The following is a 17704-nucleotide window of genomic DNA, read 5'->3' as shown; positions in this document are numbered from 1 at the left end:
GGAGGAGCAAGGGAGCGGGAGAAGTTTTGACGAAGGCAAAACGGAGCAAAGCGGACTTTGCGACGACGAGGCCGGGCCGGTCATTGTGTTCGGCACGCTGGCGTCGGTGATTTACGGTGTGATCTTGATGCTGGTGGGGGAACATGGACAATGGGGCGGCACCCTTTGCACGGGTGCCGCTCTATCACGTCCTCCCACGCAAATGCCGCATTTTTTGAAAAAGATAGAGTTGACATAACGGTGTGGAAAATCATGTGGAAAATGTGAAAAACCCTGTGATATGAACAAATTATGAAGGTGCGAATGGATTATGGAAAAATTTACGCAATAACATTTTTGGCGAAATCCATGTAAAGGAACGGTAAGGCGGCGCATTTTGGCGGCTTCCGTTTTTTGAAATTCCGCATTTTTACAATTTTTGCGAGGGAAAATTAAATGGTATCTTTGCGCCGCACTGTCCGGTTCGGAGCCCGGTCCTACATAATCATGGAAAGCGGCCTGCTTTTTCGGACACTTGAACCTGTGAAAGGGGTGTGATACAATAAAATAACATATTGAAATCATGGCAGTTTCTGCCGTTTCGGAGGAACTATGGCAACAAAGAAGCAAGATTACGGCAACGACAGCATTTCGTCTTTAAAAGGCGCGGACCGGGTCCGGAAACGGCCCGGCGTCATTTTCGGCTCCGACGGGCTGGACGGCTGCGAGCACGCGGTGTTCGAAATATTGTCCAACTCCATCGACGAGGCCCGGGAGGGCCACGGCCGCACCATCACCGTCACCCGCTACGCCGACCGCTCCATCCAGGTGGAGGATGCCGGCCGGGGCTGCCCGGTGGACTGGAACGAAAAGGAGCAGCGCTATAACTGGGAGCTGGTGTACTGCGAGCTGTACGCCGGCGGCAAGTACGACAATGTCTCCGGTGACAACTACGAGTACTCCCTGGGTCTCAACGGCCTGGGCGCCTGCGCCACCCAGTACGCCTCCCGGTACATGGACGTGACGGTGTGGCGGGACGGCCAGGAGTACAGCCTCCACTTTGAGCGGGGCGAGATCGTGGGGGATCTGGAAAAGCGGCCCCTGCCCAAGAACCAGAGCAAAAAGACCGGCACCCGCACCCGCTGGCTGCCGGATCTGGACGTGTTCACCGACATCGCCATCCCCGCCGACTACTTCACGGATGTGATGAAGCGCCAGGCGGTGGTGAACGCCGGCATCACCTTCCGGTTCCGCAACGAGACGGAGCCGGGGACCTTTGAGGAAACGGAATTTTTGTACGAGCACGGCATCGAGGACTACGTGGCGGAGCTGGCCGGCGAGGGAAGCCTTACAGCCCCCGTGTTCTGGCAGGCGGAAAAGCGGGGCCGGGACCGGGCGGACAAGCCGGAGTACAAGGTGAAGCTCAGCTGCGCCGTCTGCTTTTCCAACAAGGTGAGCGTCATCGAGCACTACCACAACTCCAGCTGGCTGGAGCACGGCGGCAGCCCGGAAAAGGCCACCAAGTCCGCCTTTGTCTCCGCCATTGACAAGTACCTCCGGGACCAGGGCAAGTACCAAAAGAGCGAGAGCAAGGTCACCTGGGCGGACATCGAGGACTGCATCGTCCTGGTGAGCAACAACTTCTCCACCCAGACCTCCTATGAGAACCAGACGAAAAAGGCCATCACCAACAAATTTGTCCAGGAGGCCATGACGGAGTTTCTGCGGTCCAACCTGGAGATCTACTTCATCGAAAACCCCTTCGACGCGGAGAAGATCGGCGAGCAGGTCCTCATCAACAAGCGTAGCCGGGAGACGGCGGAGAAGGCCCGGCTGAACATCAAGAAGAAGCTCTCCGGCAGCATCGACATCGCCAACCGGGTCCAGAAGTTCGTGGACTGCCGGTCCAAGGACCCGGACAAGCGGGAGATCTACATCGTGGAGGGCGACTCCGCTCTGGGCAGCGTCAAGCTGAGCCGGGACGCGGAGTACCAGGGCATCATGCCTGTCCGGGGCAAAATCTTGAACTGCCTCAAGGCGGACTACGCCCGTATTTTCAAAAGCGAGATCATCACGGACCTCATCAAGGTCCTGGGCTGCGGCGTGGAGGTCCAGAACAAGCACGTCAAGGACATGGCCGCCTTTGACCTGGGGAACCTGCGGTGGAACAAGGTGGTCATCTGCACCGACGGCGACGTGGACGGCTTCCAGATCCGCACCCTCATTTTGACCATGCTGTACCGCTTGACTCCCACCCTTATCCGGGAGGGCTACGTCTACATCGCGGAGACCCCCCTCTTTGAGATCAACTGCGGGGACAAGACCTGGTTTGCTTACTCTGACAAGGAGAAAAACGACATCGTCCGGGAGCTGGAGGGGAAAAAGTACAAGATCGACCGCTCCAAGGGCCTGGGCGAGAACGACCCGGATATGATGTGGCTCACCACCATGAACCCGGCCACCCGCCGCCTCATCCGGGTCATGCCGGAGGACGTGGAGCGCACCGCGGCGGTCTTTGACCTGCTGCTGGGAGATAACCTCCAGGGCCGCAAGGACCATATCGCGGAAAACGGGTACAAGTATTTGGATATGGCGGATATTTCGTAAGACAAATCAACACACATAAGGGAGGCAGCAATGATGAAACGTTGGATTTCCCTGGCACTTTCCCTGTTGATGCTTTTAACGCTGGTCCCCACCTCCGTGGCGGCGGAGAGGAAGCCTGTACCCCCGGCGTGAGTGAAGGCGGAGGAGTACGCGGTATTCGAGGGGGCCAGCACCTATACCGGCGAAACGTGGGAGACAGTGCTGCGGCTGCGGAATGACGCGGCCGCGGGCAATTTGGAGCCCCAGACGGGGGACCTTTACACAGACTGGAACATCGGCGAAAAGACCGACGCCCCGGCGTCGCTGCAGTTTGAGCTGGGCCTCATCGGCATGAAGTACGCGGAAAACTCCGGCAGCCAGCGTTAGGCTACCCGGATCCGGCGCTACTTCGGCCTGGCCAAGGACAGCTGGCTGGACGAGGGCGGCAGCCGAACGGACAAGACCTATTACCTCTTTACCCTGTGGTATCAGCGGGCAAGGCTGCTGGAGTGCCGGCCCGGCACCAGCCAGGTCTTTTCCGGGTATCAGCTGGAGGAGTTTTTGAAGGCCTCCGGCTACACCATGGACCAGTTCCGGGACTGCTCCGCCCTAAAGGTGGTGACGGAGGCGGAATGGGCCGCCATCGACACCCGCACCGCCCAGGAAAAGGCGGAGGCGGAGATCGCCAAGACCCGGGCCAACGTGACGCTGGACGGCAACCGGGTGGATACGGAGAATCTGGCCCGGGTGGTCAACGGACGGACCATGATCCCCGCCCGGTACGTGTCGGAGCTGTTTGGCCAGAGCATCCAATGGGTGACGGAGAGCCGTACCGCCGCTGTCACGGAAAACAAGGCCCTGGCGGGTAACACCAACCTGGAGCCCTGGGCCATGGCCATGGGCGCCTACTTGAACGCCGTCAATAACGGCGGCAGGCCCACGGTGTTCGGCAGCAAGGAACGGGGCCTCTCCTACGGCATGGACGCCATCGGCAAGCCCTCCGCCGTGGGGACCGTTTACACCTACGAGTGGGCCCGGTACATTCTGGAGGACAGCTGGGGCATCACCGGCCGGGAGGAACTGATTCAAACGGTGTGCCGTATGACCTATTACGGTCACAACGCCGACTTCCAGGCCGATGTGGCGATGATCGAGGGGATGTCGGCGGCGGAGTACCGGGAGGTGCTGAAAAACGCGGAGGGCATGGACGCCTATATGTTCCCCTACACCAAGCGGCTGGGGCAGAAGTGGGGCGGCCGGGGCATCCTGTGCTGGGACCTGTTCCGCATGAGCAACCTGGTCCAGTGGGGCTATGTTGCGGGCTATCTCACCTACCCCGAGGCCCTGGCCCTGCTGGAGCCGGCAGCCACGCTGGTGCAGAAGAATTTCAAGAGCTGGGACGAGGCCTTTGAGAACTACCTGGACGGCTACAACTGGTGGGCGCGAGAAGATGTGGGCACCAAGGACCCCTGGACCGTCACCCGGGGCCCCTATGTGAAAAAGCTGGTGCAGAATTACGGCGAGCTGTTTGACGACAGCCTGTTCAAAAGCCCCATCAAGGGCGTCCCCGGTGTGACGGCGGAGAGCCTGCTGGCCTCCGTCCAATGAAAAATATGAAAGAAAGCAGGTGCCCTATGAAACGATTGACCTCGGTGCTGCTGGCGATGGTGCTGGCGCTGTCCCTAACAGCCCCTGCCCTGGCGGCGGAGGACACGGACCCGCCCCTGTGGAAAGAGTACGGCTATGCCTCTCGGGAGGAGTGCATCCGCGACATTTTCTACGGCGATGAGGACGCCTATCAGGAGGAAGTGGAGTATGCCCTGGCCCGGGAGAGCTGGGAGGCCTCCATGGCCGAGGAGATCGCCGCCTTCGACGCGAACGCCTATTGGAACTCCGGTGAGTGCTGGCAGGCAGGGTATTACGACTCCAAGGAGGCGTTCATAGAGGACTGGCTCCTGGAGACGGAGGAGGACTTCCGGGAATGCCTTCTGGAGGAGTGGCTGGACAGCCAGTGGTGGGACTACTGGGACGGCCAGAGGGTGGAGCGGACCCGGGCGCAGCTGGGCGGCGTGGCCGGCCAGGTGGGCGTCATGGTGGACGGGACCTATGTGCAGTTCCCCGACGCGGTGCCTGAGGTGGTGAACGGCCGCACCATGGTGCCCTGCCGCCAGGTGCTGGAGGCCTTCGGCGGCACCGTGACCCATGAAAACGGCGAGGCGGTATGCCGCCTGGAGGGCGTGACGATGCGCTTCAAGGACGGGCGGGACACCGCCGCCATGACCCTGGCTGACGGCACGGAGACCATTGTGCAGATGGACGTGCCCTGCTATTATAAAAACGGCCGCACCTACATCCCCGTCCGCTTTTTCGCCGAGGCCCTGGGCTGCGACGTCCTGTGGGACGGGGCCTATGACACGGCGGTCATCCTGCGGCGGGAAAAGATAACGGCGGAGCTGGACAGCCGCTTCACCGTACTGAACCGCTTCCTGGAGGCCATGCAATCCGGCGGCCCCGGTGACCACTACAAGACCACTGCCAAGCTGGAAGGCGACTTGACCATGCTGGACTCCATCAACGGCAACAAGACCTACCGCTTCAGCGCCGACATGGAGCTGCTGGCCAGCGGCGCCACCGTGAACTTCACCGCCAAGCTGAAGCTGGGAGATTTGACCAAGCTGATGGCGGCCGCGGGGATGCTGGGCGACGAGGACCTGGCCCAGCTGGCGGCTTCGCTGAAGGACGCCCGGCTGGAGGTCATCTATGACGGCGAGGGCGGTATGATGTACATGAAGGTGCCGGGCCTTTCTCAGCTGACCTACGGGACCTATGATGACGGCAGCTGGCTGGCGGCGCCTGTGACCTCCCTAACGGAGCTGGAGAGCGCCGGCGTCACCACGGTGGGCGGCGCCCTGTATGAAAACGAGCTGGCCTACGCCAAATACGGCACGCCGGTGCTGGTGTACGGAGAACTGATGGAGGCAGCCGATGAGCTTGCGTCGTATGTGGGCGACGACTGCTTCCAGTCCAACGGCGGATACAGCGTCCTGCGCTATGACAAGGCGGACTATGAGGCGGCTTTGGCCGCCGAGGGCGGCGAGGAGTACGCCCAGTGGGCCAGCGAGTTTGACAAGCTGGACCTGGAGCTGAAGATCGCCCGCTCCGGCGATGCCACCTTCCGGGTCCTGGTGCAGAACAAGGACAGCGGCTACGGCAATGTGGCCCTGGTGGACGCCTCCGGCAGCGTTTCCGCCACGAGAGTGAACATGCAGCTGCTGCTGCGGCTGAAAAACCAGTTTGACCTGAACCTGCGCTACACGGCCACCGCCGCCCCGTCTACCGCCCGGCCCGTCACCGCGCCGCCGGCGGGAGCGACAGTCATCGATCCCTACGAGGGCGAGGACCCCTTTGAATATCCCTTTGAGGAAAACGGCAGCGCCGTGCCGGAGCTGTTTGCGTAAACCTCTCATCCGCGGAGACGGCGTGACCGTCTCTGCGGTCCCCTGCAAAATCATGATTAGAAGGAACCGAACGTATGCCGAAGAAAAAGCAGCCCCAGGAGGGGCATCCCAAAGTCAATAACCCCAATGTCCTGGGCCTTCACGCCCAGGTGGTGGAGCAGCCCATCACCGATACCCTGGAGACCAACTACATGCCCTACGCCATGAGCGTCATCGTTTCCCGGGCCATCCCGGAGATCGACGGCTTCAAGCCCTCCCACCGCAAGCTCCTGTACACCATGTACAAAATGGGCCTGCTCACCGGCGCCAGGACGAAGTCCGCCAACATCGTGGGCCAGACCATGCGTCTCAACCCCCACGGCGACGCTGCCATCTATGACACCATGGTCCGCCTTTCCAAGGGCTACGGTGCGCTGCTGACCCCCTTTGTGGACTCCAAGGGCAACTTCGGCAAGTCCTACTCCCGGGACATGTCCTGCGCGGCGCCCCGGTACACGGAGGCCAAGCTCACCGCCATCTGCGCGGAGCTCTTCCGGGACATCGACAGCGACACCGTGGACTTTGTGGACAACTACGACAACACCATGAAGGAGCCGGCCCTGCTGCCCACCACCTTCCCCAACATTCTGGTGTCTGCCAACAGCGGCATCGCCGTGGGCATGGCCTCCCAGTTCTGCGGCTTTAACCTCAAGGAAGTCTGCGACACCACCATAGCGTACCTGAAAAACCCCGCCTGCGATTTGACGGAGACGCTGCTGGCGCCGGACTTTCCCACCGGCGGCGAGCTTATCTGCGACCCAGCCTCTCTGCGGGACATTTACGACACCGGCCGGGGCAGCGTCCGGGTCCGGGCCCGGTACCGCTACGTGAAGGAAGAAAACCTCATCGAGATCTACGAGATCCCCTACTCCACCACGGTGGAGGCTATTTTGGACAAGGTGGCGGAGCTCATCAAGGCCGGCAAGGCCAAGGAAATCGCCGACATGCGGGACGAGACGGATCTCAGCGGCTTGAAGCTGGCCATCGACCTCAAGCGGGGCGTGGACCCGGACAAGCTCATGATGAAGCTCTACAAGCAGACGCCCCTGGAGGATTCCTTTGCCTGCAACTTCAACGTCCTCATCGCCGGCAGCCCCCGGGTGCTGGGGGTGCGGCAGCTGCTGGAGGAGTGGACCGCCTGGCGGACGGAGTCCGTCCGGCGGCGGACCTATTTCGTCCTCAGCAAGCGGAAGGAAAAGCTGCACCTGTTGAAGGGCCTCAAGCGCATCCTGCTGGACATCGACAAGGCCATCAAGATCATCCGGGAGACGGAGGAGGAGGCCGAGGTCATCCCCAATTTGATGATCGGCTTCGGCATCGACCAGGTCCAGGCGGAGTTCGTGGCGGAGATACGTCTGCGCAACATCAACAAGGAATACATCCTCAAGCGGGTCAACGAGACGGCGGCATTGCAGGATGAGATCGACGACCTGGAGGATATTCTGGGCAGCCCCAGACGGGTGAAGAAGATCATCGTGGAGGAACTGGCGGCGGTGGCGAAAAAGTACGGCGAGCCCCGCCGCACCGCCATCGTCTACGGCCACGAGGTGGAGGAGTACAAGGAAGAAGCGGCGGTGGAGGACTACCCCGTCAGCGTGTTCCTGTCCCGGGAGGGGTACTTTAAGAAAATCACCCCCGCCTCGCTGCGTATGAACAGCGAGCAGAAGTACAAGGAGGGCGACGGCCCGCGCCAGAGCTTCGAGACCACCAACGCTGCGGAGATCATGTTCTTCACGGACAAGTGCCAGGTGTACAAGACCCGCCTCAGCGACTTCGACGACGCCAAGGCCAGCGTCCTGGGGGATTACCTGCCCGCCAAGCTGGGCATGGACCCGGGGGAGAACGTGGTGTTCGCCGTGCTGCCGGGAGACTACTCCGGCGCGCTGCTGTTCTTCTTTGAAAACGGCAAGGCGGCCCGGGTGGAGATCAAGGCCTACCAGACTACCTCCAACCGCCGCAAGCTCACCGGCGCTTACTCCGACAAGGCGCCTCTGGCCTGCGTCCGCCGCATCGACAGCGACTGCGAGCTGGCGGTGTACTCCACGGAGCCCCGCTGCCTCATTTTCCACACGGCGCTGCTGGCCCCCAAGACCACCCGCACCACCCAGGGCGTGGCGGTCATGAACCTAAAGCCCAAATACCGCCTGGACACCGTCAAGACCCTGGAGGAGAGCGGCATCTCCCACTTGAGCCGCTACCGGGTCCGGGCACTGCCCGCCGCCGGCGCCCTGCTGCGGCAGGAGGACTCCGAGGAAAAGCAGCTGGACCTGCTGGATTGAGGAGACGGCGAGAAAACCTATGAAAAAACAACTGAAAAGCTACGGTATCATCACCCTGGGCTCCGTCATCTTCGCCCTGGCCTTCGATGTCTTTTTTGCCGCCAACCAAGTGGCCATGGGCGGCATTACGGGCCTGGCCCAGGTCATCAACGCGCTGGCCCCAGTCCTTTCCGTGGGCGTTTTGACTTTTGCGCTGAATATCCCGCTGTTTCTGGCGGGGTGGAAGTTCATCGGCTGGCACCTGCTGGCCTCGTCCCTGTTTTCCATGACGGTGAGCTCCTTCGCCATCGATGCCATTGCCGCCCTGTGGCGCTTCCCGGCCATGGACCCCATGCTGGCCTGCCTGTGCGGCGGCGCCGCCATGGGCCTGGGCTTCGGCCTGGTGTTCTCCCAGGGCGCCACCACCGGCGGCACGGACATCGTGGCCCGGCTGTTAAAGCTGAAATTCCCATGGCTCCCTATGGGCAAGCTCATGCTGCTGCCGGACGGGGCGGTGCTGGTCCTGGCGGCGCTGGTGTTTGGCCGGGTGGAGGCGGCGCTGTACGGCGCGGTGGCCATCTTCGTGTCCTCAAGAGTCATGGATACGGTGCTCTATGGACTGGACACCTCCAAGGTGGCCTATATCATTTCTGACCGCTGGCAGTCCATTGCCGACGCCCTGCTGCAAAAGCAGGACCGGGGCGTCACCATTCTCCAGGGCCAGGGAGGCTGGACCGGGGCGCCCAAGCAGGTGCTGCTGGTGGCCTTTAAGCAAAAGGAGATCGTGCAGATCAAGCGCGCGGTCCACGATATTGACCCCAACGCCTTCCTCATCGTCTGCGACGCCCATGAGGTGCTGGGCGAGGGATTCGGCGATTATCAAAAGGAGGAACTGTAAATGACTGACTTCACCAATGTGCAGAAAAACCTCGCCGGCCGGGGCTTTTCCGTCAAGACCTTCGCCACCGGCGCGGAGGCCGCCGCCTATCTGGACGGCGCCATTGACGGCAAGAGCGTGGGCATTGGCGGCTCCGTGACGGCTCAGGAGCTGGGACTGTATGATCAGCTGGCGTCTCACAACGAAGTGCACTGGCACTGGACCAACGGCCCGGCGGAGCGTGCCGCCGCCATGGGCGCCCAGGTGTACATCACCTCCGTCAACGGCCTGGCGGAGACCGGCGAACTCATCAACATCGACGGCGCCGGCAACCGGGTGGCCGGCACCCTGTTCGGCCATGAGAAGGTGTATTTCATCGTGGGCCGCAACAAGCTGGCGCCCACCTATGACCAGGCGCTGTGGCGGGCCCGGAACATCGCCGCGCCGAAAAACGCCCAGCGGCTCAAGCGCAAAACGCCCTGCGCCGTCAAGGGTGACCGCTGCTATGACTGCAAGAGCCCGGACCGTATCTGCCGGGGCCTGGTGGTGCTGTGGGAGGCCATGATGGGCATGGAGATGGAAGTGGTCCTGGTGGACGAGGAACTGGGCTATTAAGACTGCCGGAGGGAGGCGTGACCTGTGAAATATACGCGGATCATCGGGGCGCTGTGCGCCTTTGCGCTGCTGACGGGATGCGCCTCTCTGCTGGAGCGTCAGTACAGCACTGTGGAGCCTCACAGCAGCAAATTCTGGGAGAGCGAGGCGGCGGATACCCTCCGGGCGGAGAACCACCAGGACATCGTCAACGACCTGCTGCTGCTGATCGGCCAGCACACGGAAAGCGCCACCATTCGGCTTTACAACTTTAAAGACGATCTGACCGTGGCGGAAACGCTGGAGCAAGCCGCCGCAGAGATCCAGCAGGAGACGCCCATGGGCGCCTACGCCGTGGAGTTCATCACGTCGGCCAGCCAGGTCCAGCGGGGCTATTACGAGGTGTCCGTCCAGATCGGCTACCGCCGCACGGCGGAGCAGATCCAGGCGGTAGTGAACGCCACCAGCACGGAGGCGCTGTCCAGCCTGCTGGAGGCGGCCCTGGACAATGAGGAGACCGAGCTGGCGGTACGCATCGGCTACTGGCGCTCCGGAGACCGGGAGCGGGTGAGGGAGGTCACCGCCCAGCTGCGGTTGGACCGGGGGCTGGAGAACACGCCGCCCTGGGGCGTGTATTACTATCCGGCGGAGGAGCCGGTGGGGCTCATTGAATTTGTGCTGGAGGGTGCCGAGCTGACAGAAGAGGACAGTGTGGCGGAGACCCCGGAAGCACCGGAAGAAAATTTTGAAAATATAGAAACAAACTCTTGACAAGGGGGATTTCCTTTGCTAAAATAACCCTTGTTCCGCGGGCATAGCTCATCTGGTAGAGCGCCACCTTGCCAAGGTGGAGGTAGCGAGTTCGAGCCTCGTTGCCCGCTCCAGCTAAGAGAGGACATCCAGCTTTGGATGTCCTTTTTCTTTTGTTAGAAGCGAACTCGCTACCTCCACCCATGCGCGAAGCGCATATTTAATCAGAGGTGAGGCAGGGTTCCTGCGAATGGCCGAAGGCCGTTCGTGGGATGCCGGGAAGCGAGTTCGAGCCTCGTTGCCCGCTCCAGCTCAGAAAAAGTCCTAAGGCGATGAAAAAAGCCTTAGGGCTTTTTTCATGCGCCGGACGAACTTTTTCTTCGCTTTCCCGCCGGGACCGCTGCGCTGGGTCCCGGCGGGAACCCTGCTTGAGGACATCCAGCTTTGGATGTCCTTTTTCTTTTGCTAGAAGCGAACACGCTGCCGAACACCGTCGCGCCGTTCCGGTTTTCGGCTTTTGCCGAAACCCGCAAACCGGGGCGCTTCCTCGAAAGCAGGGCGCTTCCTCCGCCGCTGGCGGCGCTTGCCCTGCTTTCCACCATGGCCGGACAGAGAGCAAAAACAGCCCCTTTTCCCGGAAATTCTGGGAAAAGGGGCTATACATTTTACCGAAAACCCGTTATAGTATTAAAGAATATGCAAAGGAAGTGAAACCGTGGAGCTGGACATCATGGAGGCCATACGCTACCTAGGCGCCGGAGCGGGAGACGAGGACTTGCGGCGGCAGGCAGCGGCGGTGGCGGCGGAGCTGACGGCCGCCCTGGAGCCCCGGTATGTATACCGTGTGTTCGACCTGGAGCGGGAGGAGAAAACCATCCGCCTGGCCGGCACCGGCGTGCGCCTCACAGGCGCCGCGGCGTCCACCATGCTGGCCCAGTGCCGCAGGGCGGCGCTGCTGGCCTGTACCCTGGGGCCGGGCTTCGACGCCATGCTGCGCAGGGAGCAGGCCCGGGACATGGGCCGTGCCGTCATGCTGGACGCCTGCGGCAGCGCCTGGGTGGAGAGCGGCTGCAATGCGGCGGAGGAGGAGCTTCGTGCCCGCCTGCCGGGATGGTTTCTCACGGACCGGTTCAGCCCCGGCTACGGAGACCTGCCGCTTTGTATCCAGCCGGCGGTCTGCGGCGCCTTGGACGCCGGGCGCCGGGTGGGCATCCATGTGTCAGAGAGCTTCCTGATGAACCCGATGAAATCGGTGACGGCGGTTATCGGCATCGCAGACCGGCCTCAGATGGCCCGTGTCCGGGGTTGTGCATACTGCGCCATGGCGGCAAGTTGCCAGCTGCGCAAAGGAGGAAAGCGCTGTGGGATTTGAGGGGATTCAAAACAAGATCGTGATACTGGACGGCGCCATGGGCACCGTGCTCCAGCAGCGGGGCCTGCCCCCCGGGGGACAGCCGGAGCTGCTGAATCTGACGGAGCCGGCCCTGTTGCGCTCCGTGTACGAGGAATATGTGGACGCCGGCAGCCAGGTGGTGTATACGAACACCTTCGGCGCCAACGGCTTGAAGCTGGCCCGGACCGGCCGCTCCGTGGCGGAGATCGTCACGGCGGCGGTGAAGGTGGCGAAAGAGGCGGTGGGCGGCCGGGCCCTGGTTGCTCTGGACATCGGCCCGCTGGGAGAGCTGCTGGAGCCCATGGGCAGCCTGCCCTTTGAGCGGGCCTATGACCTGTTCCGGGAGATGGCGGAGGCCGGCGCCCGGGCCGGGGCGGACCTGGCGGTCATTGAGACTATGACGGACCTGGCGGAGGCCAGGGCGGCGCTGCTGGCGGTGAAGGAGCACACGGACCTGCCGGCCTTCGTCACCATGTCCTTTGAGCCCCGGGGCCGCACGTTTACCGGCTGCACCGTGGCCTCCATGGCCCGGACGCTGGAGGGCCTGGGCGCGGACGCCATCGGCCTCAACTGCTCCCTGGGGCCGGACATGCTGGCCCCCATGCTGAAAGAGCTGTGCGAAAACACCCGCCTGCCGGTGATCGCCAAGCCCAACGCGGGCCTGCCGGACCCGGTGGACGGCCACTACGACATGGGACCGGAGGCCTTCGCGGCGGCCCTGGCCCCCTGCCTGGACCTGGGCGTCACGCTGTTCGGCGGCTGCTGCGGCACGTCCCCGGCCTATATCCGGGCCGTGGCGGCGGCGCTGAAGGGCAAAACGTCGTCCCGGCGGCACTATGACGCCGTGCCCTTCGTCTGCACCGCCACGGAGCCCCTGCGGCTGGACGGGGTGCGGGTCATCGGCGAGCGCATCAACCCCACCGGAAAAAAGCGGTTCCAGCAGGCTTTGTTGGAGGATGACCTGGATTATATTCTGGACGTGGGACTGCAGGAGGTGGACGCCGGGGCGGACATCCTGGACGTGAACGTGGGCTATCCCGGCGTGGATGAGGCGGCTATGCTGCCCAGGGTGGTGAAAAAGCTGCAAAGCGCCCTGGACATCCCCTTGCAGCTGGATTCCACCAATCCGGCGGCGCTGGAGGCGGGCCTCAGGGTGTATAACGGCAAGGCGGCGGTGAACTCCGTCAACGGCGACCCGGCGGTGCTGGCGCGGCTTTTGCCCATTGTGAAGAAGTATGGCGCCGCCGTGGTGGGCCTGGCCCTGGACGAAAACGGCATCCCCCAGACGGCGGAGGGCCGGGTGGCCATCGCCCGCCGCATCCTGGAGGCGGCCCTGGCCCACGGCATCCCCAAGGAGGACGTGTGGATCGACTGCTTGACGTTGACGGTCTCCGCCCAGCAGGACCAGGCAATGGAGACCCTGCGGGCGGTGCGGACCGTCCGCGAGGAGCTGGGGCTGCGGACGGTGCTGGGGGTGTCCAATATTTCCTTCGGCCTGCCCAACCGTCCCCTCATCACCCAGAATTTCCTCATCCAGGCCCTGGGCGCGGGACTGCGCCTGCCCATCATCAACCCCAACCAGCGGGAGATGATGGACGCGGTAGCGGCATTCCGGGTGCTCTCCGGCGAGGACCGGGAGTGCCGGGCCTACGTGGACCGCTTCGCCGGTATGGACGCCAAGGCGGCGCCTGCCCCGGCCACGGCGGGCATGACCCTGGACGAGGCCATCATCCGGGGCCTGCGGGCCGATGCCGGGAAGCTGGCCAAGGCCGCGCTGGAGACGGAGGATGAGCTCTCCCTGGTGGAGAACCGCTTGATCCCCGCCCTGGACAAAGTGGGCGAGGGCTATGAGCAGGGACGGGTGTTTTTGCCCCAGTTGTTAAGCGCCGCCCAGGCGGCCCAGTCGGTGTTTGAGGTCATCCGGGCCTCCATCGCCCAAAAGGGCGGGACCCCGGTGAAAAAGGGAAGTCTGGTCATCGCCACCGTCAAGGGCGACATCCACGACATCGGCAAAAACATCGTCAAGACCGTGCTGGAAAACTACGGCTACGAGGTCATTGACCTGGGACGGGACGTGCCGCCGGAGACCGTCCTGCGCACGGTGGAGGAGCAGCACATCCGCCTGGTGGGCCTCTCGGCCCTTATGACCACCACCCTGCCGGCCATGGAGGAGACCATTCGGCTTCTCCGGACCCTGCCGCGGCCTCCCGCCATCATGGTGGGCGGCGCGGTGGTGACGCCGGAATACGCCCGCCAAATGGGGGCGGATTACTACTCCAAGGACGCGCGGCAGTCTGTGGAGATCGCCAGAGAGGTATTGGGATAATGGACATCAGAAGCGCACTGAAGCAGGGGAAGCCCCTGCTGTTCGACGGTGCCATGGGCACCTATTTCAACGCATTGACCGGCCTGCCCTCCGACCAATGCGAGCGGGCCAACCTGGACCGGCCCAAGGAGATCCTGGCCATCCACCGGGCCTATCTGGAGGCCGGGTGCCGGGCTATCAAGACCAACACCTTCGCCGTGGGCGTGGAGCAGGCGGAGGGCAGTGAGGCCCTGGGCATGGAGATCATCCGCGCCGGCTGCCGCATCGCCAAGGAGGCGGCCAAGCCCTTCGGCGCCTGGGTGTTCGCGGACATGGGCCCTGTGCCCCAGGGCAAGGGCATCGCCCCGGCGGAGGCCTACTGCCGCCAGGCGAAAGAGTTCCTGGCCCAGGGGGTCACAAACTTCCTGGTGGAGACCCTGCCCACCAGCGACGGAATTCCGGAGCTTGCGCAGTATCTGAAAAAGCAGTGCCCGGAATCCTTCCTCATCGTCTTCTTCGCCGTTAGCTCCGACGGCGTCACCTGGGAGGGCCGCCGGGGCGCGGAGCTGTTCCGCCAGACGGCCCAGCTGCCGGGGGTGGACGCCGTGGGCTACAACTGCGTCTCCGGCCCCCACCACATCCTGGAACAGATCCGAAGCACCGACATCAGCGGCGTCATTGTCTCCGCCATGCCCAATGTGGGCTATCCCACCGTGGTGGGCCACAAGACTGTATTCCAAGGAGCGCCGGATTACTTCGCCGAGAAGATGGTGGAGATCGTCCAGAGCGGCGCCGCCATCGTGGGCGGCTGCTGCGGCACCACGCCCCAGCACATGGCCCGGCTGGCCGCGGCCCTTTCCAAGCCTCTGCCCGCGCGGACGGAGAGCCCCCGGGACAGCGTTCGTCCCCAGCGGGAAAAGGAGGGCGAGAACCCGTTGTGGGACAAGCTCAGCGCCGGAAAGCGGGTGGTGGCTGTGGAGCTGGACCCGCCGGTGGATGATGACATCGGCTTTTTCCTGGACGGCGTGCGGACGCTGCGCGCCGCCGGCGCCGACGCGGTGACCATCGCGGACTGTCCGGTGGGCCGCCCCCGGGCGGACAGCAGCCTGCTGGCCTGTAAGGTCAAGCGGGAGCTGGGGGTGGAGCCCCTGCCCCACATGGCCTGCCGGGACCGGAACCTGAACGCCACCAAGGCCCTGTTGCTGGGCCTTTCCATTGAGGGAGTACATAATGTGCTGCTGGTCACCGGCGACCCCATCCCCACGGAGGACCGCAGCGAGGTAAAGAGCGTGTTCAACTTCAACTCCCGGAAGCTGGCCCGCTACGTCAGCGGCCTCAACGAGAGCACCCTGACCACCCCCTTCCGCATTTTCGGCGCCTTGAACCTCAACGCCCGGAATTTCAGCATCCAGCTGAAAATGGCCCAGGAGAAGGAGGCATGCGGCGTGGAGGGCTTTTTGACCCAGCCGGTGCTGTCGGCGGAGGCCCTGGAGAATCTGAAGCTGGCCCGCGAGACCTTGAAGGGAAAGCTCCTGGGCGGCGTTTTCCCGGTGGTCAGCTATAAAAACGCCTGCTTCCTCAACAACGAGATCTCCGGCATGCGGGTGTGCGACGAGATCGTGGCCCTGTACAAGGGCAAGGAGCGGGAGGAGGCGGAGGACCTGGCGGTCCGCATCTCCGCCCGGGTCATCCGGGAGATCGAGCCCTATACCGACGGCATTTATCTCATGACCCCCTTCCGCCGGGTGGCGCTCATCCAGCGCATCCTGGAGGAAATTCAATAAAAAAGGAACGTGTACGGCTTTGCCGCACACGTTCCTTTTTTCTATTTGCCTTACACAGACAGGGACTCCGCCAGCTCCAGGCCGGGGTTGTGCTTGGTGAGGAAGCCCACGGACCACTCGCCGCCGAAGGCCACCAGCAGCCGGTCCCGGAAGTCCTCCAAAATGGCGGAGCCGGTGCACAGCACCAGGTCCTCCGGCGGGCAGGGGCAGGCGGTGATGCGCCGCAGGTGGTCGTAGGGCAGGCCGGTCATATACAGCTCCACGCCGTACTCGGACCGCATCCGGTACTCGAACACATCGAACTGCAGCGTGCCCACCACGCCCACGATGACCTCCTCCAGTCCGGCGCCGGGGATCTTGAAGATCTGGATGGCGCCCTCCTGGGCGATCTGCTCCGTGCCCTTGATGAACTGCTTGCGCTTCATGGTGTCCTTGGGGGAGACCCGCATGAAGTGCTCCGGCTCAAAGGTGGGGATGCCGGAGAATTTGAATTTCTTGCCGGGAACGGTAATGGTGTCGCCGATGGAGAACAGGCCCGGGTCGAACACGCCGATGATGTCGCCGGCATAGGCCTCCTCCACGATCTCCCGCTCGGCGGCCATCATCTGCTGGGGCTGGCTCAGCCGCAGCTTCTTGCCGCTTTGCACGTGGTAATACTCCGTGTCCCGCTGGAACTTGCCGGAGCAGATGCGCATGAAGGCCAGCCGGTCCCGGTGGGCCTTGTTCATGTTGGCCTGGATCTTGAACACGAAGGCGGAGAAATCCTCACTGAATACATCCACCTCGCCCTTGTCGGACACACGGGGCAGGGGGGAGGTGGTCATGCGGAGAAACTCCTCCAAAAAGGGCTCCACGCCGAAGGTGGTGAGGGCGGAGCCGAAGAACACGGGGGACAACGTGCCGTTCCGGACGGCCTCGATGTCAAACTCCCGGCCGGCGCCCAGCAGCTCCACCTCCTCCCGGAGGGCCTCGGCCTTTTTCGCGCCGATCAGCTCCTCTAATTGGGGATCATCCAGGGCGACTTCGGCGGAGCTGACTTTTTTGCCCCGCTCCTCGGCCTGGAAGAACAAAATGCGCTGCTTTTCCCGGTCATAGACGCCCTGGAACTCCTTGCCGCAGCCGATGGGCCAGTTGACGGCGTAGGTGTCGATGCCCAGCTCCCGCTCTACCTCCTCGCACAGGTCCAGGGGGTCCCGGGTCTCCCGGTCCATCTTGTTGATGAAGGTGAAAATGGGGATGTGCCGCAGGGCACAGACCTTAAAGAGCTTCCGGGTCTGGGGCTCCACACCCTTGGCGCCATCGATGACCATGACGGCGCTGTCGGCGGCCATGAGGGTGCGGTAGGTATCCTCGGAGAAGTCTTGATGGCCCGGGGTGTCCAGAATGTTGATGCAGAAGCCGTCGTGCTGGAACTGCATGACGGAGGAGGTGACGGAGATGCCGCGCTGCTTTTCGATCTCCATCCAGTCGGAGGTGGCGGCCCGGGCCCGCTTGCCCTTCACCTCGCCGGCCTGGGCGATGGCGCCGCCGTAGAGCAGGAACTTTTCCGTCAGAGTCGTTTTGCCGGCATCCGGATGGGAGATGATGGCGAAGGTCCGGCGCCGGGAGATTTCTTCTTTCAGGGCAGACATAATGGTGCCTCCTTTTTTACAGTAACCAATCTAATTTACCATATGGTGTG

At 63.1% G+C, this 17704-nt stretch carries 13 protein-coding genes, 1 tRNA gene and 1 pseudogene; 14 read left to right on the top strand and 1 reads right to left on the bottom strand.

What is annotated here, in order from left to right; genetic code table 11:
- The 14 genes and pseudogenes from ACTQ4R_RS12365 to ACTQ4R_RS12300 form a co-directional block, all read left to right on the top strand.
- A pseudogene (locus tag ACTQ4R_RS12365) lies at nucleotides 1-238 on the top strand (hypothetical protein); the annotation flags it as partial.
- A gap of 353 nt (nucleotides 239-591) precedes the next feature.
- On the top strand, nucleotides 592-2586 hold the full coding sequence (locus ACTQ4R_RS12360) for a DNA gyrase/topoisomerase IV subunit B (RefSeq protein WP_441629120.1): 1995 nt from the start codon (nucleotides 592-594) through the stop codon (nucleotides 2584-2586).
- A gap of 132 nt (nucleotides 2587-2718) precedes the next feature.
- On the top strand, nucleotides 2719-2952 hold the full coding sequence (locus ACTQ4R_RS12355; protein ID WP_441629118.1) for a hypothetical protein: 234 nt from the start codon (nucleotides 2719-2721) through the stop codon (nucleotides 2950-2952).
- Between the two features lie 174 nt (nucleotides 2953-3126).
- Nucleotides 3127-4173 (top strand): DUF1266 domain-containing protein, encoded by a 1047-nt coding sequence (locus ACTQ4R_RS12350; protein ID WP_441629116.1) that lies wholly within the window; start codon nucleotides 3127-3129, stop codon nucleotides 4171-4173.
- A gap of 26 nt (nucleotides 4174-4199) precedes the next feature.
- Complete coding sequence (locus tag ACTQ4R_RS12345) at nucleotides 4200-6023, top strand: copper amine oxidase N-terminal domain-containing protein (protein WP_441629114.1); 1824 nt, start codon at nucleotides 4200-4202, stop codon at nucleotides 6021-6023.
- Nucleotides 6024-6097: 74 nt separating this feature from the next.
- A complete protein-coding gene (locus tag ACTQ4R_RS12340) occupies nucleotides 6098-8341 on the top strand; it encodes a DNA gyrase subunit A (protein WP_441629112.1) in 2244 nt (747 codons plus the stop codon).
- A 19-nt stretch (nucleotides 8342-8360) separates the two neighbouring features.
- Nucleotides 8361-9218, top strand: coding sequence for a YitT family protein (locus ACTQ4R_RS12335; RefSeq protein WP_441629110.1), 858 nt, complete (start codon nucleotides 8361-8363; stop codon nucleotides 9216-9218).
- A complete protein-coding gene (locus ACTQ4R_RS12330; RefSeq protein ID WP_441629108.1) occupies nucleotides 9219-9812 on the top strand; it encodes a lactate utilization protein in 594 nt (197 codons plus the stop codon).
- Nucleotides 9813-9836: 24 nt separating this feature from the next.
- Nucleotides 9837-10562, top strand: a complete 726-nt coding sequence (locus ACTQ4R_RS12325) for a hypothetical protein (RefSeq protein WP_441629106.1) — start codon at nucleotides 9837-9839, stop codon at nucleotides 10560-10562.
- A 37-nt stretch (nucleotides 10563-10599) separates the two neighbouring features.
- A tRNA-Gly gene (locus tag ACTQ4R_RS12320) sits at nucleotides 10600-10675 on the top strand.
- 310 nt (nucleotides 10676-10985) lie between these two features.
- Entirely contained in the window at nucleotides 10986-11252 is a 267-nt protein-coding gene (locus ACTQ4R_RS12315; RefSeq protein ID WP_441629105.1) for a hypothetical protein, read from the top strand.
- 4 nt (nucleotides 11253-11256) lie between these two features.
- Nucleotides 11257-11913: a vitamin B12 dependent-methionine synthase activation domain-containing protein gene (locus ACTQ4R_RS12310; RefSeq protein WP_441629103.1), complete on the top strand. Its 657-nt coding sequence runs from the start codon at nucleotides 11257-11259 to the stop codon at nucleotides 11911-11913.
- The gene (locus ACTQ4R_RS12305; protein WP_441629101.1) at nucleotides 11903-14260 is read left to right on the top strand and encodes a homocysteine S-methyltransferase family protein; all 2358 of its coding nucleotides are present in this window, start codon (nucleotides 11903-11905) and stop codon (nucleotides 14258-14260) included. The genes ACTQ4R_RS12310 and ACTQ4R_RS12305 overlap by 11 nt, the downstream gene beginning before the upstream one ends.
- Nucleotides 14260-16023: a bifunctional homocysteine S-methyltransferase/methylenetetrahydrofolate reductase gene (locus ACTQ4R_RS12300; RefSeq protein WP_441629099.1), complete on the top strand. Its 1764-nt coding sequence runs from the start codon at nucleotides 14260-14262 to the stop codon at nucleotides 16021-16023. The genes ACTQ4R_RS12305 and ACTQ4R_RS12300 overlap by 1 nt, the downstream gene beginning before the upstream one ends.
- 50 nt (nucleotides 16024-16073) lie before the next feature.
- Here ACTQ4R_RS12300 and ACTQ4R_RS12295 read toward each other — a convergent pair whose 3' ends face one another.
- On the bottom strand, nucleotides 16074-17654 hold the full coding sequence (locus ACTQ4R_RS12295; RefSeq protein WP_441629097.1) for a peptide chain release factor 3: 1581 nt from the start codon (nucleotides 17652-17654) through the stop codon (nucleotides 16074-16076).
- Between the last annotated feature and the right edge of the window lie 50 nt (nucleotides 17655-17704).

The organism is Dysosmobacter sp. Sow4_B12, from assembly GCF_052116665.1.
Taxonomy (GTDB): domain Bacteria; phylum Bacillota; class Clostridia; order Oscillospirales; family Oscillospiraceae; genus Oscillibacter.
Note: the sequence above shows the minus strand (reverse complement) of the source record. Positions and strands in the feature narration are given on the sequence as shown.